20 protein-coding genes are annotated in these 25,151 nt (G+C 45.5%); 10 read left to right on the forward strand and 10 right to left on the reverse strand.

From position 1 onward, the window contains the following. Complete coding sequence (locus tag ACZ5XY_RS10705) at nucleotides 1–480, forward strand: hemerythrin domain-containing protein (RefSeq protein ID WP_464741522.1); 480 nt, start codon at nucleotides 1–3, stop codon at nucleotides 478–480. A gap of 83 nt (nucleotides 481–563) precedes the next feature. Here the strand turns inward: ACZ5XY_RS10705 and ACZ5XY_RS10710 are convergent, their stop codons facing one another. Further along, nucleotides 564–1,745: a globin domain-containing protein gene (locus ACZ5XY_RS10710; protein WP_464741524.1), complete on the reverse strand. Its 1,182-nt coding sequence runs from the start codon at nucleotides 1,743–1,745 to the stop codon at nucleotides 564–566. A gap of 221 nt (nucleotides 1,746–1,966) precedes the next feature. Then, nucleotides 1,967–2,956: an alpha/beta hydrolase gene (locus ACZ5XY_RS10715; protein ID WP_464741526.1), complete on the reverse strand. Its 990-nt coding sequence runs from the start codon at nucleotides 2,954–2,956 to the stop codon at nucleotides 1,967–1,969. Between the two features lie 204 nt (nucleotides 2,957–3,160). On the opposite strand from ACZ5XY_RS10715, the gene ACZ5XY_RS10720 reads away from it, so the two are divergent. After that, nucleotides 3,161–3,901, forward strand: coding sequence for a hypothetical protein (locus ACZ5XY_RS10720; RefSeq protein ID WP_464741528.1), 741 nt, complete (start codon nucleotides 3,161–3,163; stop codon nucleotides 3,899–3,901). A 90-nt stretch (nucleotides 3,902–3,991) separates the two neighbouring features. Next, complete coding sequence (locus ACZ5XY_RS10725; RefSeq protein WP_464741530.1) at nucleotides 3,992–5,044, forward strand: siderophore-interacting protein; 1,053 nt, start codon at nucleotides 3,992–3,994, stop codon at nucleotides 5,042–5,044. 76 nt (nucleotides 5,045–5,120) lie between these two features. On the opposite strand, the gene ACZ5XY_RS10730 is transcribed toward ACZ5XY_RS10725, so the two are convergent. The 3 genes from ACZ5XY_RS10730 to pnuC all read right to left on the reverse strand — a co-directional run bounded on the left by ACZ5XY_RS10730 (nucleotide 5,121) and on the right by pnuC (nucleotide 7,073). Beyond that, on the reverse strand, nucleotides 5,121–5,747 hold the full coding sequence (locus ACZ5XY_RS10730) for a hypothetical protein (protein WP_464741532.1): 627 nt from the start codon (nucleotides 5,745–5,747) through the stop codon (nucleotides 5,121–5,123). A gap of 119 nt (nucleotides 5,748–5,866) precedes the next feature. Beyond that, entirely contained in the window at nucleotides 5,867–6,448 is a 582-nt protein-coding gene (locus ACZ5XY_RS10735; RefSeq protein ID WP_464741534.1) for an AAA family ATPase, read from the reverse strand. Beyond that, entirely contained in the window at nucleotides 6,399–7,073 is a 675-nt protein-coding gene (gene pnuC / locus ACZ5XY_RS10740; protein ID WP_464741536.1) for a nicotinamide riboside transporter PnuC, read from the reverse strand. Before pnuC ends, ACZ5XY_RS10735 begins: the two co-directional genes overlap by 50 nt. Before the next feature lie 326 nt (nucleotides 7,074–7,399). On the opposite strand from pnuC, the gene ACZ5XY_RS10745 reads away from it, so the two are divergent. The 5 genes from ACZ5XY_RS10745 (at nucleotide 7,400) to ACZ5XY_RS10765 (ending at nucleotide 14,927) form a co-directional block, all read left to right on the forward strand. Beyond that, the gene (locus ACZ5XY_RS10745; RefSeq protein ID WP_464741538.1) at nucleotides 7,400–8,545 is read left to right on the forward strand and encodes a beta-ketoacyl-ACP synthase III; all 1,146 of its coding nucleotides are present in this window, start codon (nucleotides 7,400–7,402) and stop codon (nucleotides 8,543–8,545) included. A gap of 203 nt (nucleotides 8,546–8,748) precedes the next feature. Then, nucleotides 8,749–9,840, forward strand: coding sequence for a peptide chain release factor 1 (prfA, locus tag ACZ5XY_RS10750; RefSeq protein WP_464741540.1), 1,092 nt, complete (start codon nucleotides 8,749–8,751; stop codon nucleotides 9,838–9,840). A gap of 99 nt (nucleotides 9,841–9,939) precedes the next feature. Then, nucleotides 9,940–11,478 carry a lysine--tRNA ligase gene (lysS, locus tag ACZ5XY_RS10755; protein ID WP_464741542.1) on the forward strand — a complete coding sequence of 513 codons (1,539 nt, stop codon included), beginning with the start codon at nucleotides 9,940–9,942 and terminating at the stop codon, nucleotides 11,476–11,478. Between the two features lie 142 nt (nucleotides 11,479–11,620). After that, complete coding sequence (gene dnaX / locus ACZ5XY_RS10760) at nucleotides 11,621–13,798, forward strand: DNA polymerase III subunit gamma/tau (protein WP_464741544.1); 2,178 nt, start codon at nucleotides 11,621–11,623, stop codon at nucleotides 13,796–13,798. Nucleotides 13,799–14,027: 229 nt separating this feature from the next. Then, on the forward strand, nucleotides 14,028–14,927 hold the full coding sequence (locus ACZ5XY_RS10765; RefSeq protein ID WP_464741546.1) for a LysR family transcriptional regulator: 900 nt from the start codon (nucleotides 14,028–14,030) through the stop codon (nucleotides 14,925–14,927). A gap of 74 nt (nucleotides 14,928–15,001) precedes the next feature. Here ACZ5XY_RS10765 and ACZ5XY_RS10770 read toward each other — a convergent pair whose 3' ends face one another. Both ACZ5XY_RS10770 and ACZ5XY_RS10775 read right to left on the reverse strand, forming a co-directional pair. After that, complete coding sequence (locus ACZ5XY_RS10770; RefSeq protein ID WP_464741548.1) at nucleotides 15,002–16,189, reverse strand: acetylornithine transaminase; 1,188 nt, start codon at nucleotides 16,187–16,189, stop codon at nucleotides 15,002–15,004. Nucleotides 16,190–16,247: 58 nt separating this feature from the next. After that, a complete protein-coding gene (locus tag ACZ5XY_RS10775) occupies nucleotides 16,248–16,457 on the reverse strand; it encodes a DNA gyrase inhibitor YacG (RefSeq protein WP_464741550.1) in 210 nt (69 codons plus the stop codon). A gap of 122 nt (nucleotides 16,458–16,579) precedes the next feature. Between ACZ5XY_RS10775 and ACZ5XY_RS10780 the strand changes: the two genes are divergently transcribed. Then, entirely contained in the window at nucleotides 16,580–17,227 is a 648-nt protein-coding gene (locus ACZ5XY_RS10780) for a class I SAM-dependent methyltransferase (protein ID WP_464741552.1), read from the forward strand. 126 nt (nucleotides 17,228–17,353) lie between these two features. Here the strand turns inward: ACZ5XY_RS10780 and ACZ5XY_RS10785 are convergent, their stop codons facing one another. Both ACZ5XY_RS10785 and purD read right to left on the reverse strand, forming a co-directional pair. Then, nucleotides 17,354–18,745: an ABC1 kinase family protein gene (locus ACZ5XY_RS10785; protein WP_464741554.1), complete on the reverse strand. Its 1,392-nt coding sequence runs from the start codon at nucleotides 18,743–18,745 to the stop codon at nucleotides 17,354–17,356. 196 nt (nucleotides 18,746–18,941) lie between these two features. After that, nucleotides 18,942–20,255, reverse strand: a complete 1,314-nt coding sequence (gene purD / locus ACZ5XY_RS10790) for a phosphoribosylamine--glycine ligase (protein ID WP_464741556.1) — start codon at nucleotides 20,253–20,255, stop codon at nucleotides 18,942–18,944. 351 nt (nucleotides 20,256–20,606) lie between these two features. Between purD and ACZ5XY_RS10795 the strand changes: the two genes are divergently transcribed. Next, the gene (locus ACZ5XY_RS10795; protein WP_464741558.1) at nucleotides 20,607–23,951 is read left to right on the forward strand and encodes an NAD-glutamate dehydrogenase; all 3,345 of its coding nucleotides are present in this window, start codon (nucleotides 20,607–20,609) and stop codon (nucleotides 23,949–23,951) included. Nucleotides 23,952–24,044: 93 nt separating this feature from the next. On the opposite strand, the gene ACZ5XY_RS10800 is transcribed toward ACZ5XY_RS10795, so the two are convergent. Next, on the reverse strand, nucleotides 24,045–25,115 hold the full coding sequence (locus ACZ5XY_RS10800) for a WG repeat-containing protein (RefSeq protein WP_464741560.1): 1,071 nt from the start codon (nucleotides 25,113–25,115) through the stop codon (nucleotides 24,045–24,047). Between the last annotated feature and the right edge of the window lie 36 nt (nucleotides 25,116–25,151).

The raw sequence follows: 25,151 nt of genomic DNA on the forward strand, positions 1-25,151 counted from the left end.
ATGATGAAACGCGCCCATCAATTGCAGCCCTTATCGCGAGAACACCACTTAGGACTCAATCTATCCAATCACGCCAAAAACTGCTCTGATAATCCTGACGACATTTTGCAGCATTGGCAAGCGCTTGAAACTTACCTGACCACCATGACCGCGCATTTTGCGCTCGAAGATAATGTGTTAGCCAAGTTATTATCGCCGTATAAAAAGGACATTCCTGAAATCGAGGCGGCGCTGACGACCTTAAATCAGCATCACAGGGAACTTGAAACGCTGCTAACTTTGATGCAAGCGGCTGAGTGCCAAGGTAAGCCAATTCAAGCGGAGCAGATTCGTAAACTTGCCACCCTATTGTATGACCATATTCGCTTTGAGGAACGCGAATTATTTCCCCTTGCCGAAAAGCACTTAACAGAGGCGCAGCTTGATGCCATTTATGACGCCAGTGACGATAACGTGAAACGTTTTTCTGAGGGTCGTTAACTTTATTTTTTAGTCAAAAAAAAGCTGAATATTTTTAAGTCAAGTTAAAAATATTCAGCTCAATTTGTCGTTTTAAAACCAGCTTACGAGACTTGCAAGCTCATTTTTGGACCAAACGGCTCATAATGAACAAAATCTGCGCCATGCTCAAGGGTCATCAAGCCATCAATCATGCTTTCCATAAACGGCATTGAACCACAAACATAAATATCTGCAGGGTTGGGCAGCTTTGCAAGCCAAGCCTCATCCAAAATATTCTTGCTTTCAAAGTAAAAAATATGCCGCTCAACCGAATTGGCGCTGTCTAGCAGCTTATTAACGCGCGCTTTAAAGGCATGATTGTCTGCATTTTGGCAAGCATACGCCCAAACAATCGGACGATTCGGGTTTTGGGCAACTTGTGTTTCAAGCATAGCTAGTACCGGCGTGACCCCAACCCCTGCGCTGATAAGCACAAGCGGTACCTCATTTTGATCAATCAACGCTTTTTCAAGCGCAAAGTCACCGGCAGGCGCGGACAACAAAATCGTATCGCCAACTTCCACCTCATCATGCAAATAGTTCGACACCAAGCCTTGATGGTCGTTACGGTTGTCACGGCGCACCGCAAACTGAATGCCATTGTCTGTTTTGGTCGAGCAAAGCGAATAGTGACGAAGCGCTAAATGCGAGCTGTTTTTTGGGTTGGTTTTTACCGTAATGTATTGCCCTGCGCTTAAGTTTAATTTATCTAACTTAATCGTGTCATCAACAGGAACGACGCTAAACGCGGCAATATCTTGTGATACGAGGGTTTTGTCAGTCACTTTAAATGCTGCAAAGCCTTGCCACATCGCCTCTTCATACATTTTTTGCTCAACGCTGATAAACACCTCAGCAATCTCATCATAAGCTTCGCGCCAAGCTTCGATGATGTCATCGTTAGCAGCATCGCCCAGCACTTGTTTAATTGCGCCAAGCAAGTGCTTACCAACGATTGGATAATGCTCTGGCAAAATCTGTAGCGCGCGGTGCTTATGACCGATTTCAGTAACTTGTGGCATCAAGACCGCCAAATGCTCAAGATGCTTGGCAGCAGCAAGAACCGTAGTGGCAAGCGCGGTTTGCTGACGCCCCAGTTTTTGATTGGTTTCGTTAAAAACGTTCAATAGCTCAGGGTGCTCAGCAAACATATTTTGGTAAAACACACTGGTGATAGCGCCGCCGTGCTCTTCTAAAACAGGAACGGTTGATTTGACGATAGCGAGGGTTTGTGGGGATGCCATGAGGTTTCCTTTTCCTTGATTGAGATTGCAGGTTGTTGAGTGATTAATAGCTATAACATTCATTTAAAATGTATCTTATAGCGTTTATTTTAAAATAGCAAGATTAAATTGGCATTTTTAAGTCTTGTCGTTTTTAAATTTCTTAAAAATTATGCAAAAAAATACACCAAGCCGTTTAGCAGCTTGGTGTAGTAAATTAGGTATTGAAAAGGCTTTAGGGATTAAAACTGTTCGATGGTGTTTAAAAGTGAGAGGGTGAATACCTCGCCATGTGATTTTTGATAAAAGTTGGCTTGGCAATGTTGATAGTAATTGCAAATCTCGTCGCTAAACTGACGCTTGCTATTTTCGTGAGCGTTGGTTGCTGCGTTTTTATCTTTTTGGCTTTCTGATTCGCTAAAATCTAGCCGAAGCGGTTTGGTGGTGGCAAATTTGGACAGCGTTTGATGCTGCCGCCAGTAGGTTAGCATCTCGCTATTTTGCCACCAAAGTGAGGGGTCCGCGCTGACAAAGTTATCAAACGCATTGGGGTGCAAAAATAAGTTATAAAGTACAAATAAGCCGCCATAAGAGTGACCCCAAAGCGTCTCATGCTTGGGATAATCTTGCAATTGACTGGCTACCCAAGGCTTAATGTTATGCTCAATCAACTGATAAAACGCTTCGCTGCCGCCATTGAGACGACCGCGACCGGTTTCAATAAAGGCGTTGGCAACTTGAGTGCTGTTGGGGCGAAGTAGCGGCGGGGTAAAGTCATAAGCTCGCGCGGTAACGTCAAATCGGTACGGCGTTTGATAGCCAATAAATACCAAAACAGGGACTTGACCGGCAGGCGTGGAGGTTAATTTAGCGGCTAATACGGATTTGTCGATATCGTCAATTGCCGCGTTGCCATCAAGCAAATATAAAATATGATAGCTTGGCTTGGTGCTGTTTTGCGTCAAGCGTGCCATTTCACGCGGATTGGGCATGGCTATCCAAACGTGATAGTGACGCGGCTTAGCAAGGTCGATAAGCGCTTTAGCAAATGGTTGAGCGGCGGTAATGCTTGGCGCTGGCAACTCAAACGTCTTTTGCGAAAATACAAATCCTGAGTCTTGATGAATCACGGTCATATCGACAGGGGTGGTTAAATCGGGCTGCGCCAAGCTTGGCATCGTTGCTACTCCGAGCAGCGCTAATGTGAGACCAAAAGAGCGCAACATTATCATGAGTCGTACCACATTGAGTTATTGAAGAAAGTAGGTTAATGATTGACAATTCCTTACATTGCAGTAATAATAATATATATGATAATGCTTATCAATAGCATCATTTATCGTTAACTTTGACAAGCGTCATTTCGTTTAGCTCACGCTGTAACTGCCAAGCATGGCATTTTTTTTGGCAATAAATTTTATTTTTGAGGTTATCTTATGTTTTCATTGAACAGCAAGCACGTGACAAAAGCAGTCGCATTGAGTGCCATTTGTGCCAGTGCAGTCTTGTCAGGCTGTCAAAACACGGCGCCATTGTCTAAAGTTGGCACAACTGCCAGCACCAAAATTATGCAGACCAAAAGCGACTATAAAGATTCAAGATTTTTAACCATTAACGGTGAAAATCAACCAATTTCTGAAACCTCAGCGCGGATTATCCTTGATAAGCAAAAACACACCCCTGAATTGGTGGCGGATATTTTTGATGGCAAAGCTGCCAAAGCCGTTGCCGGTTATAAAGTGATGCTAATTAACCGTACCAGCTCAATTGCTGCTGAAGCTCGCAAATTGGACAATGGGGCGATTATTGACAACCGAATGATTCATCGCGGCAGCAAGGTTTTAGTGGGAATCCCAGTCGTTAACGGTCAAGCGGACATTAGCAAAGCTCAAGTGCTAAGCTTTGATGTCATTTACGATGACCCAAGCAAAATGGTTGCTGAAGGTGAAACCTTTAAGCCGCGCGGTAACAAAATGACCAAGCAAGGCGTTTCAGTGACCAACCAAAAAGTAACCATTCGCTCGCTAACGTTCCCTAATCTAAAAACTGGTGAAAGCGCAGGTGGCGGCATTGATTTTGATGCCAGTGCGATTGTTGATGGCAAATTGGTTCGCACCGGTGCCAACAGCGCGTTTCATAACTTTTATACCGCTGATGAAGGCGCAAAAGGCTTTTAATTGGCAGTAACGCTTTAAAAAAGCTGAGGTTGTCACCCGCCTCAGCTTTTTGGTGTTTGTTTTAACGGGATTAAGATTTAAAGAGGACATATGACTGCCACTGCCCAAACTGTTGATTTGTCAAAAAAAATACCCCTGCCTTTAACGGTGAAAGGCGGCTTTATGAATCACGTTAACGAAGAGCATCAAGATGAACTTGCTATGTTTATCGAAGCCTTTACCGATGATAGTGTGAGTGATGACGCTACCGTTTTGGTTCAAGAGGTCTTTACCGATGGGCTATTAATCAGCAATGATGACGATAGCGAACCGCATTTTATTGAGTTTAAAGAGCCAATTGCGGGCGATGTCACCATTAAATCGCAATATATTTATTTGCTGCAAACAGCGGCTAAATCGCTTGGCAGACTGTCCATTAAACTTCAGCAGCGCCGATTTACCGTCATTGATAGCTATTTTGCCAGTGCCAATATGCTGCGTCTTGTCGTTCGGGCGCCAAAAGATACGCCGCTTAATCATGCCGGATTTGCCTATTTATTTAATATGTTAAGTGAAAAGGGTGATTCGCCAAAGTTGCAACGTTATTACACTTTGCGCAAAGCTTGGCATGAAATAGAAGACGGTAATGAGCAGGTGCTGGCTTGGATTGATGTCTTTGTTCACGGCGACACGGCAGGCAGCAATTGGGCGCGGGCGATGGGGGCAGGGGATGAGCTGACCAGTGTCCGTGATTATCCTGAAAAAATTGCCCATTTAACCCAAGGTCAGTGCTTGTTAATTTGTGATGAAACTTCCATGCCAACGGTCGCCAATTTGCTTGAACAATGGCAAAACCCCATCGCGCCTTTAGTTGTTGCCGTGACTAACGACCCAAAAGAGCTTAGTTATTTGACCGATTGCAAACTGTCAGAAACTTTAGCCGCGCAAGATGGTTTTTTGGATGGCATTTATCACATTAGCAAAACGGCAAAAACTGAGGTTCAAGAAGAGATTTTAAACCTCATTCAAAAAAGCCCTGTTAACATTGATAAAGTTTGGGGCGCACTTGAAGCAGGCGATGCCAAAGCGCTGCGTCAAGAATTAAAATCAAGGCTTCGATTACCGCGTCAAGATTTGATTATGAAAGTTTATTGGCGGGATTAGTTTAAGTAGTGATACCTAAACTAAGCCATGTTTATTTTTACAAAATAGCCTAAGTAAAAATAAACAGGAAGTAAACCTAAGGCTTAACTCGTCTTAACTCCAAAAGCATTTGTTCAAGATGAAACTGACCTTGAGCACTCCAAACATTATAAAAACAGCGATTTTCTGGAATAACGACATAAGCCAACCATTTTGCTGATGGGTCGCCGCCTTCATGACCGTAGCCTGCTGTACTGCCGTCCTGATAAACGATATTATAAGGCCAACTGTTATAGACTTGCTCGCCGGCTTGCAGCGTTCCTGCATTGGCAACGCCATAAGCGCTGCGCTCGTTTGGCAAGTCGTAAGCCACCCCCCAACCGCCAGAAAAGTTGGCTCGGCGAACGCTGTGACCTTTGATTTGCGCATTGGCGTTTTTGGGAAGGGCAAGCATTGGGCAAGTATTTTTGGTTTGCGATTGTGCCCATTCTTGAAAGTAAACGGCGTCCGTTTGGCTGCGGCTGATGGCAGCTTTTGACCATGAAGCTATGGGCAGCGTAGGTTGACTGGTCGTTGGTGGTTTTGGCAGTGGTGTTGTAGCGTCGCCCGAATTTGGCGGCGGTTTAATGCTGTCCGTTGGCATTTGGCAAGCACTTACGGCTAAAGCAAGGCTACTTAAAATCAGCGCTTGGCTTAACGGTGTTTTTTTTATTATCGTTGTCATAACGTCACCTCGTCTTTTATCGTTCTTTTAAAATGCCTGTTTTTAAAAACGCTATTTTAAAAATCAGCTAGACTTGGCTTATTATTGATGATTTCTGGGTTGCTGTCTGTAGGATTGAGTTAACGCTCAGCAAGCAAAGTTGTAACGAGTTGAACGCGCTCGTCACGGCTGCCGCCAACGTTATAAAAAGGAATTTGATGGCGATTAAGCATTTTTACAAAAAAATCGCGAATGGCGCCGCGCTCATTGGGACTGTCACGCAAGTCATCGGCAACCCAAGGAGTATCAACGCAAGTGAGTAATACCAAATCATAATGATGAGAAAGCGCCGCCGCTTCAAGGGCTTTTGAGCAGTCGCCATAATACCAATAAGAATAAACCATGAGTTCAAACAGACAAGTATCGCAAAATAAATAACCGCCTGATTTTGCGGCGATTTTCGCTTGGGTATTTTCAAGGTTAATTTGACCTTGGGCGATAGGGATTAAATCCTCCCAAGTGCAGGTTAATTGCAGCTCATCCCATTTTTTTTGTAGATAGTCGCGCATAAATTCCAACACGCAAGGGCTGTTAAATGCTGCCGCCAAATCCTGGCAAAGCGTGGTTTTTCCGGTAGATTCAGCGCCCAAAATGGCAATCGTTTTGACCGATTTAGGCGTAACTTGCTTGAGATTGTCGGGAAAAACTTTGTTTCCAGTCATAGTAAGCCTTGATAGCAATGAGCGTTAACAACACATATTGTAAAGCGGTAAAGGTATAGCCTTTATAAAAATAAAGCGGCACCGATATGGTATCAGCAACAATCCAAACCAGCCAATGCTCAATTTTGCGCCGCGCCATCAGCCACATGGCAATTAAAAATAGCGCGGTGGTCAGCATGTCGGTCACATCAACCCAAGTGAATAAATTTAGCCCAAGGACTGCGCCCTCAAAGCTAAAGTGATTGTTAATCACAGGTCGAAAATAATAAACGATTGCCACAAATGCCGCGCTGACACTGCCTAAAGTTGCAAGCAGCGGCAAATCACGCTTTTGAATGTGCTCAACTTTTGGCTCATCGGTTTTGGTTTGATGCTTTGACCAGTTCAGCCAACCGTAAACACTCATCGCCGTATAATAGGCGTTAATGAGCATATCGCCAAACAGCTGCCATTGCCAAAGTAAGTAAACAAAGATGGCGGTGCTGATAATCCCAACTGGAAATACCAAAATGCTTAACCGTGACGCCAGCAGCACACTTACCACCCCAAAGCTGACCGCAATCAGCTCAAGGACAATAAATAGCGTCGGATAATCGGCATATTGCCCAAATAACAGCTCAATCATACGTTTTGCCTTTTTTTATTATTTTAAGTCGCCATTTAAAGAGGGCTTTAATTATAACTTAAGTAAGGCGGCTGACGATATTGGCAATTAAATCGATTCAAAGCGCCTTATTTGTAACAAACTATTAGATAAATTAAAATATTCAGGCATAATAAAGAGTATTGCCGTTTAGTTTACAGTTATTCACTAAGATAAAAGTTATTGAGATAATAGTGATTAAAGCAGTGGCGAAAGCGGTACAATTTTTTAGCAACCGTTTTAATAAAACTTTTAACAAAAGCATCAACGCATTTGCAGCTCGCAAATTGTCAACAAGGAAGCAAACCATGACCACTTGTATCACTGGCACCGGTCTTTATACCCCACCTTTTAGCATCAGTAACGAGGAGCTTGTGACCTCGTTTAATACCTACGTTGATAATTATAATAACGAGCACGCAAGCGAAATCGAGGCCGGTGAGCGAACCGCACTTCAACATTCATCGGCTGAATTTATCGAAAAAGTTTCTGGAATTAAGTCGCGCTACGTGGTTGAAAAAGAAGGTATTTTAAACCCTGAAATCATGGCGCCCATCATTCCGCGCCGCGATATGGAAAAAGAGCTGTCGGTTGCCGCCGAAATGGGAACGGCAGCGCTCAAAGACGCGCTAAAAGATGCAGGACTTGAAGCCAGCGACTTGGACGGCATTATCCTTGCCTGCTCGAACTTTCCGCGAACGTATCCGGCGCTGTCCATCGAAATTCAAAACGCCATTGGCATGAAAGGTGGCTTTGCATTTGACATGAACGTGGCTTGTAGCGCGGCAACCTTTGGTATCGCTCAGGCTCAAGGCAACATCAAAACCGGACTTGCCAAACGCGTGGCAATGGTGAACGTTGAAATTAGCTCAGCGCACTTGAACTGGCGCAACCGTGACAGCCATTTTATCTTTGGTGATGTGGCAACGGCTTGTATTATCGAAGATTTAGACACGCCAAAAGGCTATGAAGTGTTGGATGCTAAATTGTTTACCCAATTTTCAACCAACATTAAAAACGAATACGGTTTTATGGACCGTTCAGAGTTTTTAGCCGCAGGAACTGGAATGTATCCTGATATCAAAGAGCCGGTGACTCATAAGTTGTTTTTACAAAATGGTCGCAAAGTGTTCCGTGAAGTTTGCCCAAAAGTGTCGGAAATCATCACTGAGCAGTTGCAAGAAAATCATGTTGACCCTCAAGATGTTAAAATGCTTTGGCTTCATCAAGCCAACTGCAACATGATTGATTTAATCTTGCGCTCGGTCGTTGGCAAAGACGCGGATAAAGCGATTGCACCTATGGTCATTGACGAATTTGCCAATACCAGCTCAGCAAGCCCAATGATTGTATTCCACCGCTATAAAGATTCGCTAAAATCCGGTGATTTGGGGGTGATTTGCTCGTTTGGCGCAGGCTATTCGATTGGTTCGGTGTTGGTTCGTAAAGCTTAAGGCAAGCTATTAGCCTGACAAATAGCTGAGAATAAAATATTCTTGGCTATTTTTTTGCGGCTTTTGATTGTGCTTTTTAAGTGGTCTTGTTTAACTAACTCGAGTTTAACGGACTTGAAGCTTAAGCTTGCAATCAAAGTTAATTTTAGCTTAAAAATTTGCTATAATTGCGCTTTCGTTTTAAACAAGACTGAACCGACTTTATGAAAGAATCCTTACGACTGCGCCTTGACCAAATGGCGGACCGCTTTGAAGAGGTCACCGCGCTGCTCTCCGACCCTGACGTCATCAGCGACAATCAGCAGTTTCGCGCCTTGTCGGTCGAGCACAGCGATTTGATGGACATCACCGCACTTTGGCAAAATTACAACCGTGCCGAAACCGACATTAGCGATGCAAGCGAGATGCTAAGCGATACCACGGACAGCGACATGAAGCAAATGCTGCAAGAGGAAATCGAGCAGGCAAAAGACAGCATCGCGCAGATGGAAGAAACACTCAACGTCATGATGCTGCCAAAAGACCCGAACGATAAAGTTCCGGCGTTTTTGGAAATCCGTGCCGGAACGGGCGGCGATGAGGCAGCGATTTTTTCCGGCGACTTGTTTCGAATGTATCAAAAATACGCTCAGACCCAAGGTTGGACGGTTGAAGTGTTATCGGCAAACGAGGGCGAGCACGGCGGCTATAAAGAAATCATTACTCGAGTTTCTGGCAACAGCGTTTATGGTCGCTTAAAGTTTGAATCTGGCGCTCACCGCGTTCAGCGCGTTCCTGAAACCGAAAGCCAAGGTCGCGTTCATACCTCTGCTTGTACGGTTGCGGTCATGCCTGAAGTTGAGATTGATGACAGCGTTGACTTAAATCCTGCTGACATTAAAATGGATACCTTTCGCTCAAGTGGCGCGGGTGGTCAGCACGTGAACACCACGGATTCAGCGGTTCGCTTAACCCATATCCCAACCGGAACGGTGGTGGAATGTCAGCAAGAGCGCAGCCAACATAAAAACCGCGACAAAGCCATGAAAATGCTGATTTCAAAAATTCAGCAAGCTAAAGTTCAAGCTCAAGTTGATGTTGCCGACTCCATCCGCCGCGATTTGGTGGGAAGCGGCGACCGTAGCGAGCGCATCCGAACTTATAACTTTCCGCAAGGTCGAATGACCGATCACCGGATTAATTTAACCCTTTATAAGCTTGATTCTATCATGGAAGGCGACTTGGACGAGCTGCTTGACGCGCTGCTTCGTGAGCACCAAGCCGACTTGATGGCAAGTATTGGCGGTGAGGCTTAAGCGATTTTATTGTTTATAACCGCTTTAAAAATACCGTTGAAACATTCTGATTTTATACTTTTAAGACCGTTTTGAGATAACTACTTACTTGAGATAACTATGGCAAAGCAAAGCAACCAAGACCAAACCGCCCAACCGACGCTTGAAGAAACCAACGAGCTGATAGCCCAGTTGCAATCAAAGCTTGATGACATCAAAGCCTCAGGAAAGCAGCCGTACCCCAACCAGTTTAAACGCTCAGATTTTGCAGCAGATTTGCAAGCTCAGTTTGACGGCGTCAGCAAAGAAGACATTGAAGCAAAGGTAGCGGCAGGCGAGAAGGTTCAGGTTCAAGTTGCCGGTCGCGTGATGCTCAATCGCGGCGCGTTTATTGTTATCCAAGACATGAGCGGTCGCATCCAGCTGTACGTTGCCCGAAAAGAGCTTGATGAGGACACGCTAGCCTTAATTAAATCACTTGATTTGGGCGATATTGTCGGCGTTTCAGGCTATATCGGTCGCTCAGGAAAGGGCGATTTGTACGTTCATATTGAAAGTATTGAGCTGCTCACCAAATCGCTGCGCCCCATGCCCAATAAGTTTCATGGTCTGGCAGACATCGAAGCGCGCTATCGTAGCCGCCATTTGGATTTGATGACCAACGAAGCCAGCCGAAACACCTTTATTATCAGAAGTCAGGTCATTAGCGGCATTCGCAAATTTATGCTCAACGAGCGCTTTATGGAAGTCGAAACGCCGATGATGCATCCCATCCCTGGTGGCGCGGTGGCAAGACCATTCATTACTCATCATAATGCCCTTGATATGCCGCTTTATTTGCGAATTGCGCCCGAGCTTTATTTAAAGCGCTTGGTCGTTGGCGGCTTTGAAAAAGTATTTGAAATCAATAGAAGCTTTCGTAACGAAGGTGTTTCCACTCGGCACAATCCTGAATTTACCATGATTGAATTTTATCAAGCGTATGCTGATTATCATGACTTGATGGATTTAACCGAGCGCTTATTTAATGAGCTTGCCAATGACATTTTGGGGACGACCGAAATTACCTATCAAGGCGAAGCGATCAGCCTAAAAGCACCGTTTGCGCGTCTATCGATGGTGGATGCGATTGCGAAATATGCTGAAAACTTTGACATGAGCCAAATTAACAACCGCGATTATTTGGCAGATTACGCGCAAAATGTGTTAAAGCAGCAGGTTAAAGATGTGTTTGGCGTGGGCAAATTGCAAACCATCATTTTTGAAGAAACAGCAGAGCACCAACTTCGTCAGCCGACCTTTATCACCGAATATCCTGCGGAAACCTCGCCACTTGCGCGCCGAAGTGATGACAATCCGGAGATTACCGACCGCTTTGAGTTGTTCGTTGGTGGTCGCGAGCTTGCTAACGGCTTTAGTGAGTTGAACGACCCTGCCGACCAAGCCGAGCGCTTCCACGGTCAGGTCGCTGAAAAAGATGCCGGCGATGATGAAGCCATGCACTTTGACGAAGATTATATCGAAGCCTTATCTTATGGCTTACCACCAACAGCCGGTGAGGGTATTGGTATTGACCGCTTAGTGATGCTATTTACCGATTCGGCAAGTATTCGCGATGTGATTTTGTTCCCGCATATGCGCCGAAAAGTTGAGAAATAATAGCAATAAAAGCAAGTATTTAGCTTTTTAAGATAAGCATAAATAAGCCAAAAAGCCAGTCATGAAAGCTGGCTTTTTGCTATAATAATGGTTCTAAAAAAGCGTGAATTTAACGCCAAAATCGCCGCCAAATTGGATGACTATGACGCCGCAATATCAAGTTCTTGCCCGAAAATATCGCCCCAAAAACTTTCATGAGCTGATTGGGCAGTCGCACGTTTCAAAAGCGCTCATTAATGCTATCGATTATAACCGGCTGCATCACGCGTATTTGTTCACCGGAACTCGCGGTGTGGGCAAAACAACGATAGCGCGGATTTTGGCAAAGTGCCTAAACTGCGATACGGGCGTGACCAGCACCCCTTGCGGCGTTTGTGAGCACTGCGTGGCGATTGACCAAGGTCGCTTTATCGACCTCATTGAGATTGATGCCGCGTCCCGAACCAAGGTTGAGGACACCCGCGAGCTGCTTGACAATGTGCCTTATGCGCCAAGTCAGGGGCGCTATAAAGTGTACCTCATTGACGAAGTTCACATGCTCTCAACCCACAGCTTTAACGCGCTACTCAAAACGCTTGAAGAGCCGCCTGCGCATGTAAAATTTCTACTTGCCACCACCGACCCGCAAAAATTGCCGATTACCATCATTTCGCGCTGCTTGCAGTTTGTGCTTAGACCCTTGCCGCAAGCACTGCTCAGCGAGCATTTGGGCAATATCTTAACCCAAGAACAGATTTCGTTCACTCAGCCGGCGCTTTGGCAACTTGCCAATGCGGCAAAAGGCTCAGTTCGCGATGCCTTATCCTTGACCGACCAAGCCATTGCTTTTGGTCAAGGTCATTTGGATGATGAGACGGTCAACGCCATGCTTGGGCTGATTGACTCGGCGGATTTGGTGCGCTTGATTGCCGATATTTATCAAAACGATAAAGCAGCGGTCGCGCGACATATTGAGCAATTGCGGTCGCAAATGGTCGATGCGGCAAGCATGTTTGATGGGTTAGCGGAGCTTTTGCATCAGCTTGCGCTCACTCAGCTTTTGCCCCAAGTTGCCTTGAATGTGAATGAGGCGCAAGCCGCGCAAATCTCTAAGCTTGCGCAAATAATGTCACCTGAAGTACTGCAATTGTATTATGAAATCGTCGTTCAAGCCCGCGAGACGATGAAGCTTGCAAGTACACCCATGCAAGCGCTTGAAATGTGCCTTTTGCGGCTTTTAGCATTTCGACCGCTTGGTCATGATGAGATGATTGATGTTGCTCCTAGTGCACCGCAACCAATTGAAGAAGAAGCTTTTATAGAAAATCAATCATCGCAAAATCAAAGTGCGGAATTGGGCGTTAATGAGCAAAATCTTACGGCTGATAATTTAGCGATAACTACAGATTTAAAGCCGTTAGCAGAAGAAAGTTTTGCTAATGACAGTAGTTTGAACGTTTATAATCAAAATGAACCTTTATCTGATAATAATTGGGACAATCAAAGTGTTACAACCATTTCTTATGGCAGTGAAGATGGCGCGATAGGTTCGGAAGGTTTTAGCGAAAGTTATGTTAATGAATTTGAACCAAATTTAGAGTTAAATAATTCTGCAGAAAACCAAATCCATAACGAAAGCAATTTTGAATCGCAAAGTTATCAAAATCCGAATCAACCAGTTTCCCCAAACCTTGAGCCAAACCTTGAGCCAAACCTTGAGCCAAACCTTGAGCCAAACCTTGAGCCAAACCTTGAGCCAAACCTTGAGCCAAACCTTGAGCCAAACCTTGAGCCAAACCTTGAGCCAAACCTTGAGCCAAACCTTGAGCCAAACCTTGAGCCAAACCTTGAGCCAAACCTTGAGCTGGCGCGAAATGATTCTCAATTGACAGTAAATGATCCACGCGAGTTATTGACGTGTCCACCGCAAGAGTTGAGTGGTCAATGGTCGCCTGAGAAATGGGATTATTGGCTGCAATCGGCGCGAGCTGAGGGACTGCTCGCCGCTGATGAGCTGGCGCTTGCCCGTCAAGGGGTGATGGTCGGCGAGTGTCACGGCGCGGCAACCTTAATTACCGCTCATGACAACCGGCACATGCAATCAACGTTTGAGCAGCTAGCAAGCAAGATTCAAGCGCAGTTTCATGGCGCGCAAATTGGCTTAGAAATTGATGGCAGCTTGATGCAGTCAGGAAGCGACACGCCTTTTGAGCGTCAGCAGCAACGCTTTGCTCAAGCACAAGACGCTGCAAAAACAATGATTTCACAGTCACCTGTGATGCAATACTTGAATGACCAAGGCGAGGGGATGCTGACAAAAATTGAACTCACTGACCCTTAATATTTGCTAAACAGTTAAAAAATAGGCTGTTAAGGTTTAACTTTTGCAAAATTTTTTTTAATAATGCTATTTCAAATTAGCAAACAATATATTATAGGCAATGCTTTGATATAAAAGACTTTGTTTTTGATTTTTAAGACGATGAGAATTATCAATAGGTGAAATAATACTTAAACTAAGTTATAATGGTTAAGATAAATTAAAAACTGAAAATAGTTTAGGTGAGAGTATGTTAGATAACCTTCGCGGCATGGCAGTGTTCGCTAGTGTGGTCAGTCACGGCTCGTTTAGCGGTTCAGCGCGTGAACTTGGCATCACAACCAGCGCGGTCAGTCAGCAAATCCGCTCATTAGAAAATGAGCTTGGCGTCGTGCTATTGCACCGCTCCACCCGAAAGCTAAGCTTGACGGAAGCTGGCGAGAGCTTTTATGAAGCTGCCAAAGACGTGGTTAGCGCCGCTGAACAAGGTCGAATCAAAGTCAATCAGCTCCGCGATGAGCTTGCCGGAAGCCTGCGCATTGCTACCACCCCTGAGCTTGGTGTCAACCATATCTTGCCGGCGCTTTCCACTTGGATGGCGGCTCACGATGATTTGAGCATCACCTATTTGGCGGACAATCATTATATTGACATGATTGACGAGCGCATCGACATTGCCATTCGCATGAGCCCTAGCATCAATGACACAAGTCTTAGCTGCCATCCGCTCACCGACGTTCGCCAACTGCTTGTCGCCTCACCGCAATATTTGCGCGGTCGTGATAAGATTGAGTCGCCAAAAGATTTGAGCAGCCATCAGCTGATTTGCATTGATATTATGAAAGATGCTAGCCAAATTGAGCTGACCCAAACAGAAACCGGTAAAAAATCGCGAAATAAGCTTGCCTCGCGAATCCATACCAACAACGTCTTTATGGCAACCACTCTTGCCAAAGAAGGTCATGGCTTGGTGCGAATGATGGAAATGGACATCAAAAAAGAGCTTGAAAATGGCGAATTGGTCGAAGTGTTGACCGGTTATCGATTGCCAAGCTTTGTACTTTATGCGGTGACGTTAAACCGCGAGCAGCAACCGGCAAAAATTACCCGCTGTTTGGAAGTGTTAAAAAAATACTTTCATGCCAGCTGATTGATTATTCAACAAGTAGTCAAAAACAAAACCCCAAAGTTGATTTGGGGTTTTTAGTATCGAAGACTTTTAAACTATTTATTTAACGTTGATTTGATTAATCTTGTTAAGCGTTCAACCACTTGTTCGCTCTCATTTCGCGCCATGTTTAAAGGCGGTAACAAGCGAATGACGTGACCGCCAGTCACGTTAATAATCAGCTGTTCTTCATCGCGAGCGCGGTCAACGAGCATGCTGCAATCAGTGCTTTCAGGTAAGACGATACCAATCATCATCCCTGCGCCGCGCGACTCAATATCAAAGCCGCTCAATTCATCTTTGATGCTTTGGGCGATAAAGTTGCCCTCTGTTACGGCATTTTGCATGATGTCGCCGTCTTTTAGCACCTCATAAACGGCATGAACCACGCGGCTGGCAAGTGGCGTTCCGCCATAGGTTGAGCCGTGGCTTCCTGCACCGAACAAATCGGCTGCGCGACCACGAACCATACAAGCGCCAACGGGGAAGCCATTGCCTAAGCCTTTAGCGGTGGTCAATACGTCAGGCTTTGCGCTGCTGTGCTGATGGGCAAAATATTTGCCGGTTCGACCGTTGCCGGTTTGAACTTCATCAATCATAAACAGCCAGTTGTTGACGTCGCACTCAGCTTGCAAGTCTTCTAAATAACCAAAGCCATTGTCCGCGGTATTTAAGCCGCCTTCGCCTTGGATGGGCTCAACCAAAATGGCGCAAATTTCATTATTATCACGAGCCGCTTGTTTAATCGCGTCAATATCGCCAAACGGTACGCGGATAAAGTCGTCATCAAGGGTAAAAAAGCCTTCACGCGCCTTAGGATTTGCCGTTGCGGATAATGACAATAGCGTTCGACCGTGAAAGGATTTTTCCATCACGATGACTTTTGGGTGGCTAAAGCCTTGATTGTGCGCAAAAAGTCGCGCCAGTTTCAGCGCGGCTTCATTGGCTTCGGCGCCACTATTGGCAAAAAATACGCTGTCCATTCCTGCTGCCGTACAAAGCGCTTCGCCGGCGCGTTCTTGCCAGTCAATACCAAATAAATTGCTGGTATGAACCAAGGTTTTTGCTTGCTCGCAAATGGCTTCGGTCACTTTTGGGTGGCAATGCCCCAAGCCGCAAACCGCAATTCCGGTGAGCGCGTCAAGGTAGGCGGTGTCGTCTTTGGTATAAAGCCAGCTGCCCGCACCGCGCGTAAAGCTGATGGGTTGGCGGCTGTAAGTCGGCATAAGATAGGTGGCTGGCATAACTTGTCCTTAATTTGGCAATGGTAAAATTGATATGAATAAAAACTAAACGGGCGGCTTAAAGCTCATCGGAAAATGGCGCGGTGTCGGCAGGCAAGCGGTAATCTTCACTTGCCCAAGCGCCCAAATCAATCAATTTGCAGCGCTCACTACAAAACGGCTTAAAGGCATTGTCTTGCCAAACCGTTTTTTTACCACACTTAGGGCAGGGAAACTGCTTTGGGGTAGGGGTGTTATTGTTGTTGTCGTCAGAATTTGTATCAATCATAAAGGTTTAAGTAATTTGAGCAATGAGTAAAGTTTCGGCGGTGTTTTCCGCACGCGATAGCCGTTATAATAGCACGCCATAACGAAAAGACAACACGCCAAAATCCATTTTAAGAGTCTGATATGACAACGCTAAGCCATTACCACAGCCGCGCCTTTTTACCTGAAAAGCTGTTTTTACCGCGTGATTTTTTTGTTCCTGAGGTGGTGGCAACAAAAGCACCGCTTGCCCTTGAAATTGGTGCAGGTCGCGGCAAACATGCGTTAAGCTTTGCTAAAACCCAGCCAAACTGTCACTTAATCGCCATTGAGCGCACCAAAAATAAATTTATGGCGTTTGAAAAACTGGCTTTGCAAGCATCCTTTCCCAATTTAACCGCCATTCACGCCGATGCGATTGCTTGGACGGTGTTTGCGCTGCCGCCAAAGCGATTAAGCAAGATATTTATTTTGTACCCGAATCCTGAGCAGCAAAACCCCAATCAGCAATGGCTGAATATGCCGTTTTTTGAGTTTTTATTATCGCGGTTACAGGCGGGCGGGCAAATTGTGCTAGCCAGTAACATCGAGGCGTATATTGACAATGGCGAGGCGCAAGCTCGTGAGGTTTGGCAACTGCAAGTTGAGCGCTCGTGTGTACCAAGCGATAGTCAGCGAACCCATTTTGAAGTAAAATATCTTGTTCGCGGCGAGCCGTGTTGGCAGCTTACCATGGCAAAACCCAGCGGTTATAAAACGCGATTTGATGATTGGTTGCCTAAAGAAAATTAGAACTTTTAAAATAAAAAGATAGAGCAAAATAATTTAATAAAATAGCCTAAGTAAGTAATAAAATATCAAAGAAAGCAACTAAAGAAAATAGAAGTTTTCATAGAAAATTACAAGAAAAATTTCTAACTAAATAAAAATTTTCACCAACTTTTCCGATTCGGTATGGGCATCAATCACGGTTAAAAAGGTATAAGCGCCGATAAATTTGCGGCTAATAAACATAAACTCTTTTGGCGGTAAATTAAACTCAAACGACTGCATTGCTTTGGTCGCCGCCGCCGAAATCCGCGAATGCAGCTGACTATTTGCCCAAATATAGCGCAAATTGTCATCCAAACAATCCGCCGGAATGTCTTTATTTTTTTCAGGGTCGCTAAACGGTTCGGTCGCGAGTAAAAAGAGTGAGGCAACGTCAGATTTAACTTTCGGGCTCATCGTATCGAAAAAACTATATCCTGTCATCGCTGCCATCATTGCGTTATGGTCATGATAATAGCCTGCGGTTAACAAGTTGCGAGCAATGGTCAAGAGCGCGGCATCAAAGGTTCGAATTGCACCAAAATCAAGCAAAACGAGCTTATCCATTTCGCCATTTTGACCTAAACGCACCAAGTAATTGCCAAAATTTGGGTCGGTTTGCATTTCGCCCCAAACAAAGATTTCTTGCATCATGATTTCGATAGCGGCTTGACCAATTTGGTTTCGGCGCTCATGAGGCAGCTCTTGAACCTCTTTTGAAGTTACCGAGACGCCGGACTCAAACGTCATACAAAGTAGTCTTGGGCTTGAATAATGGCGGTTAATTTTCGGAACGACATATCGCGGGTCATCTTTTAGACGCTCATAAAAGCGCTCAGTGGTTGCCGCTTCCGCCTCATAATCGACCTCGTGATGCAGAAGGTCGCGGATTTCCTCAAACCAAGCATCAAGCGCCCGTGTTTGCGGAACGATATTACTGACCTTTAATAAGCGCTTAAATAATGCCAAATCCGAGTCAATGGCATCAGCAACACCAGGGTATTGAATTTTTAAAACGATTTGCTCACCAGTTTTGCGAATGGTGGCGCGGTGAACTTGGGCAAGGGAAGCGGTGCCAATGGGATTTGGGTCAACGTCCAAATCATTAAGCTTATCGCCCAAAATTCGGCGCAAATTTTGTTCAATGCGCTCCCAACGTAGCGTTGCGGTATCATCATTAAGCGTTTGCAGGGCGCGGGTAATTTCAGGTGGCAAAATATGCTCGCCATAAAGCGCTAGCATTTGACCAATTTTGACAACTGAGCCTTTTAATTTACCCAATTCTTCTGCCAAATAATGCGCTTGGGATTCCATAAATTCTTGGTTACGCCGCGCCTTGGTGTCTTTGTCCAAAAATAGCCCAGAGACGCTATTTCCTGCCCAGCGCCTACCGATATTTAATGACGTTTTGGCAATGGACAATCGGCGCTCAAATCCTGAGGTTTTCAGATTGTCAATCGATTGCTTATCATGAGGCGGTTTGGTCGGATTGTGAGCCATAAATATAATCAGTCATCAAGTAAGGTCAGATGGTAAATGATTTGTAGGCGCTCGGCCAACAATACAAGTCGAATGACAAAATTGTAGCACACAAATGACCGGTTAGCGCAGGCGGTTACCGATTATCACCAAAGCACTAAAAAAGCTCAGACGGCAGCTGAGCTTTTTATTTTACAGCTTACAAAAACAGGTCAAACTAGCAATGTTGCTCACGGCGAATGGCATGGTGACCGATGTCGCGGCGGTATTGAATGCCATCAAAGCTAATAGCACCGATGGTGCTAAGCGCAGCTTGTTGAGCATTTTCAATACTGTCGGCTAAAGCGGTAACACAAAGCACGCGACCGCCATCGGTGACAATACTGCCATCATCAAGCGCTTTAGTTCCGGCGTGAAAGACTTTGACCGCATCATTATCCGCCGCTAAGCTTGGCAATCCGGTAATCACATCGCCTTTTGAGGACGATTCAGGGTAGCCTTTTGATGCCAACACGATACCAAGCGCCACCCGTGAGTCCCAATCCGCGCTGTTTGGCAACTGACCGTCAAGTCCGGCTTTAATTAACTGAACGATAGAGGACTTAAGGCGCATCAAAATTGGCTGCGTTTCAGGGTCACCAAAGCGGCAGTTAAATTCAATAACAAATGGGTTACCATGGTCATCAATCATCAATCCGGCGTATAAAAATCCAGTGTAAGGATGACCGTCAGCTTTCATAGCAGTAACGACGGGTTCGATGACTTGACTCATGACTTTGTCGTGAACGTCTTTGGTAACCACAGGGGCAGGCGAGTACGCGCCCATACCGCCGGTGTTTGCTCCCAAATCGCCCTCTAAGGCGCGCTTATGGTCTTGACTGGTTGCCATTGGCAAAATGTTATCGCCATCAATCATGCAAATAAAACTGGCTTCCTCACCGGTTAAAAACTGCTCGATGACCACTCGGCTGCCGGCGTCACCAAATTTGTTGCCGGCAAGCATGTCATCAATGGCAGCATGAGCATCTGCTACAGTTTCAGCGACAATGACGCCTTTTCCTGCCGCCAAGCCGTCCGCTTTAATCACAATTGGCGCGCCTTGGCTATCAACGTAAGCTTTTGCCTCTGCCGCATCGGTAAAGCCTTGATAGCTTGCCGTTGGGATATTATTTTTTAGCATAAAGTCTTTGGCAAAGGTTTTTGAGCCTTCAAGCTGAGCGCAATAAGCGGTAGGTCCCCAAGCTTGAATGTTAGCTTCACGGCAAGCATCGATAATGCCATGAACAAGCGGCGCTTCAGGACCGACAATCACCAAATCAACGGCATTATTTTGGCAAAACTCAATGACCGCGCCGTGGTTGCTTGGGTCACTGTTATCAGCACTTTCAATCGTTACGTTTTGGCATTTGGGTTCAAAAGCCGTTCCTGCGTTTCCCGGAGCGACAAAAACGCGCTCAACCGCTGCGTCTTTGGCGCATTGCCATGCCAGCGCGTGCTCGCGACCCCCTGAGCCGATAACCAAAATATTCATGATAAGTTGCCCTTTATGAGTAATATTGCTATTGATAACGCTGCCAAAAAACGGTGCAAAAAGTAGCGCTAAACGAGTTGAGCATTATTCTAACAAAATTCCCTTAAAAACGGCAGATGATTCAGCGATTTGCATGGTAATCTGTCTTATTAATAAAGGTTATCATCATTATAACCATTCATGAAATGATGTTAATAACGCCCTTAAAATGCCGGCTTGCGTTACACTTTCTTAGGTCGAAAGCTTAACGCCCACTTTTAATAAATCTGAGGTTAAAAGCTACTTTTGATAACGACTCGTGTAATTATTTTTAATAATTAAAAACAAAATCTGATGAAAAAGGTCACCACTATGTCAAATCCGCTATTGTCCGACCAAAGCCGCGCCGCTTACCACGACCGTGTTTTAAGTGAACTGCCAGATGCCAAGCGCGATACCATGGCAGCAACGCTATTGCCAAACCTTCCGGCGGCGTATTATGAGCGCTTTGACAGTTCGGTGGCGGCGCAAGATTTGCAAAAACTTGCCGCGCTTAATAAGGATGAGGCGCTGATTTGGCAGTTGTACCAAAGTGAGGCGGAAGCTTGTAACCGATTGCATTTAAAGTTGTTTGGTCTTGACGAGCCACTGATGCTAACCAAGGTGCTACCAATTTTGGAAAATTTTGGCGTGTCAGTGATTAAAGCGCAATCGTATGAATTAACAAGCGACCCAAAAGTTTGGCTGCAAGACTATGAACTGGTTCTTGACCATGTCGAAACCGTCGATATGGCGGTCGTTCAGCCGCAATTTGAGGGCGCGCTGCAAGAGATTTGGTCAGGTCGCGTTGAAAATGATGCGCTAAACGAGCTGATTTTAACCACAAGATTGGACACTTATGACGTCGTCGTTTTGCGAGCGCTTGCAAAATATATGCGCCAAGCTAAAGCGCCATTTTCAAATGCTTATATCACACAAACGCTGATTAAACATAGTGACATCAGCCTTGAATTGTTTGATTTGTTTGATGCAAAAATGAATCCAGCGGCGCAAAATCGCGACAGCACCCTGCAAAAGCTGCAATCAAACCTTAATGAGCAGTTAGCAAGCGTTGAGCGCTTAGATGAAGAGCAAATTTTGCGATGGTATTTAGACTTAATTAATGCCATGGTTCGAACCAACTTTTATCAAACCGAAAATGGCAAACCAAAAGATAGATTGTCCTTTAAGTTTTTAGCAAGTGCTATTCCAAATTTGCCAAAACCTAAGCCGATGTTTGAGATTTTTGTGTATTCACCAAAAGTGGAAGCGGTTCATCTTCGCGGCGGCAAAGTCGCTCGCGGCGGGCTGCGCTGGTCGGACAGACGCGAGGATTTTCGCACCGAAGTTTTGGGGTTGGTTAAAGCGCAAATGGTCAAAAACGCGGTCATCGTTCCGGTTGGCTCAAAAGGCGGCTTTATTGTCAAATCAGAGGTTGATGCCAGTGACCGCGATGCCTTTTTAGCCGAGGGCGTAGCATGTTATCAGGCATTTTTACGGGGGATGCTCGATATTACCGACAATATTATTGATGGCAACATCGTGCCACCAAAAGACGTTGTCCGCCATGATGACGATGACCCGTATCTGGTCGTTGCTGCTGACAAAGGTACGGCAAAATTCTCCGACATCGCCAATGCGCTGGCGGCTGAATATGGCTTTTGGTTAGGCGATGCGTTTGCCTCGGGCGGCTCGGTGGGATATGACCACAAAGCGATGGGAATCACCGCTCGCGGCGCTTGGGAGTCGGTGAAGCGCCATTTTAGAATGCTGGGTCGCGACATTCAAACTCGCGATGACTTTAGCGTGGTTGGCATTGGTGATATGAGCGGCGATGTATTTGGCAATGGCATGCTGCAATCAAAACACACCAAGCTGCTCGCGGCGTTTAACCATTTACATATTTTTATTGACCCCAATCCTGATTGCGACACGTCTTATCAAGAGCGCAAACGCTTGTTTGAATTGCCGCGCTCCACTTGGGAAGATTATGATAAAAATTTAATCAGCAAAGGCGGCGGCGTATTTTCGCGGGCGGAAAAATCCATCACCATCACCGATGAGATGAAATCGGCATTTGCCATTGATGCCGACCAATTAACGCCCAACGAATTCATTGCTAAGCTGCTTTGTGCCCCCGTTGATTTGCTTTGGAATGGCGGTATTGGTACGTATGTCAAAAGTGCAAATGAGACCAATAATGACGTTGGCGACCGCGCTAATGATTCTGTTCGAGTGAACGGCGAAGACCTGCAAACGCGTATCGTTGGCGAGGGCGGAAACCTCGGCTTTACCCAGCAAGGTCGCATTGAATTTGCGCGAAATGGCGGTCGTATTTATACCGATGCCATTGACAATTCAGCGGGCGTTAACTGCTCAGACCATGAAGTCAACATCAAGATTTTGCTTGGTGATGTCATGGCAAAAGGTCAATTAAGCGAAACTGACCGCAATGAGTTACTGGCGGCGATGACCGACAGCGTGGCAAAATTGGTACTGCGCCAAAACTACTTACAGCCGCAAGCGATTGAACTTAGTGCGCAAAATGCTGCCGCTAACCTAGCAACCCATCAGCGCATCATTGAGCATCTGGAAAGCGAAGGTCGCCTTGACCGCGCCATTGAATATTTGCCAAGCCATGAGCAAATCGCGCGCCGCCAAAAAACAGCAGAGGGCTTAGCCCATCCTGAAATTGCCGTCGTCATGGCGTATGGCAAAATGTGGGTCTATGACCAAATTTTGGCATCAAGCGTTCCCGATGAGGCGTATTTTAGTGAGGAGTTAAAAAAATACTTCCCCAAAGACTTGGTGACGCGCTACTTTGATGAGATGCAACAGCACCCGTTGCACCGCGAAATTATCAGCACTTACTTGACCAACAGCATCGTTAACCGCTTAGGCATTGAAACGGTGTTTGAAATCTTTGAGCAAAGTGGTCAAAGTCTTGCCAGCATCGTTCGCGCTTATGCCATTTCCCGCGATATTTTTGAGCTGAGCCAAGCTTGGCAAACTTTGGAAGCCCTTGATAATATTGCCAGTGCGCAAGCGCTGTTACAACTTGAACTCAAACTGCGCCACCTGCAATCCCAAGCCATGTTATGGCTGTTAAGTAACTTCAATGATGAACTGATGGTCAGTGATTTGATTTCCCGCTTTGGAACCAGCGCCAGCGATTTGGTGAAACAAGGCGGTTTTATCGAGCAGCATTTTGCCGCCAATTTAAGCCAAGATACCCAAACGCTTATCGACCAAGGTATCCCAACTGATGCCGCTGCAATTTTTGCCATGATGCCTTATCGCGCTGATGCGTTAGACGCCACACTTTTGGCAGAAAAATATAACGCGGACGTTGCTGCTATTGCGCCGCTATACTTTGAGGTGTATCAGCGCTTAAAAATCGATTGGATGATGGCGCAAATTAATAAGCTGCCGCAAGAGACGCTTTGGGAGCGCCGAGCAGCACAAGCGTTAAGCTCAGGACTGTCGCGGCAAGTTCGCGCGGTAATCAGCCACGTTCTTGCCACCGATAATCCAAAGCAAGCTTTTGCTCAGTGGCAAGAGGCGAAACAATCCGCCCTTGATGCCATTCAAGCGCAAATTGATGAGCTGTCAGGGTCGCCAATTACCATCGCCATGCTATTGGTGATTTTAAATGACATTGCAGCGCTTAATCAGTAATTCATAAGTTTAACAAATCAAAAAACCGTCTAAAGTTAGGCGGTTTTTTTGTATGTCTTTAAAAAGCAGTTTAAAAAAAGCCAGTTTAAAAAGCTAATAGCGGTTAAGATTAATAAAATCACTTAGCAGCATCTTTTTACCGTTTTTCATCACCCAAACGCGGTTACCGTTATCTTCAATCTTATCAAATTGCGGATTTAACACGATGTTGCCGCGAGAATTGATAAAGCCAATCTTTTTATTTTGGGTAAATTGATACAGCTGATGGTATAAAAGCTTGGTGATGGGCGCGCTTGAGGCTAGCTTTATTTTTCCTGATTCGTCAATCAGTTGACTGCTGATGATGTTACCTTTACTGTCCAAGCGATTTTTTAAGAGCAGCATGGGCGAGATGTCTGGATTGAGCATCTCAAAGCTTTGATTTTGTGCAGCCGTAACGATGGTTTTATTGTTTTGAGTAATCAGCGCGGTTTTTTGTACAGCCGTTGCCGTTAAAAGTAAGGGTTTTCCCATACAGATATTTAACGGCTGAAGCGCGTCAAACGCTATCGGAACAACGGCGCGACCTTTATCATCAATCAAGCCTACCTTTGAGCGCGCTTTGACTAAAAAATAATCGCGGTCGGCGCGGCTGTCATAATGGGCATGGGTGAGGGAAGGGGTTGATGTTTGGATTAAATGGTTCGGAAACTTAACCGCGCTGCGCGGATTTGGCTTACTAGGGGGATAAATCCAATTGCCGTTTCGGTCAATCGCGCCAAAGTAGGTTTGACCGTTTTTTTGCAAGCTGACGACAAAGCTTGTGGCAATGTCTAAATCCGTGGTCAAGCTATCAAAAGCAAAAGGTACGATAACCTTGCCAGCGCGATTGATGACGCCAAACTTTCCTGATTTTTGGGCAATGATAACGCGCTTGGCAAAAATTTCAGGGTTTTCTAAATCGATGGCGAGGACTTTATTTTGCTTAACCAATTTGTAATTGCCGCTTGATTGCAAAACCAGCTTGGCAGGAAAAGGCGATTTTGCTTCCACCTTATCAAAATAACTGCTTGGCAAGTAGCCGGCGCAGCTGATGGTCGCCTTGGCTTGAGATAGGCTAAGCATAAGCGCTATGCTCAATAATACGGCGCTTATCAAAGGCTTATGATAAAAATAGGTCATCATCTTGCCCTCGCTAATCCTTATGGCTTTATCATGGCG

The organism is Psychrobacter sp. GTC18467 (assembly GCF_055397455.1).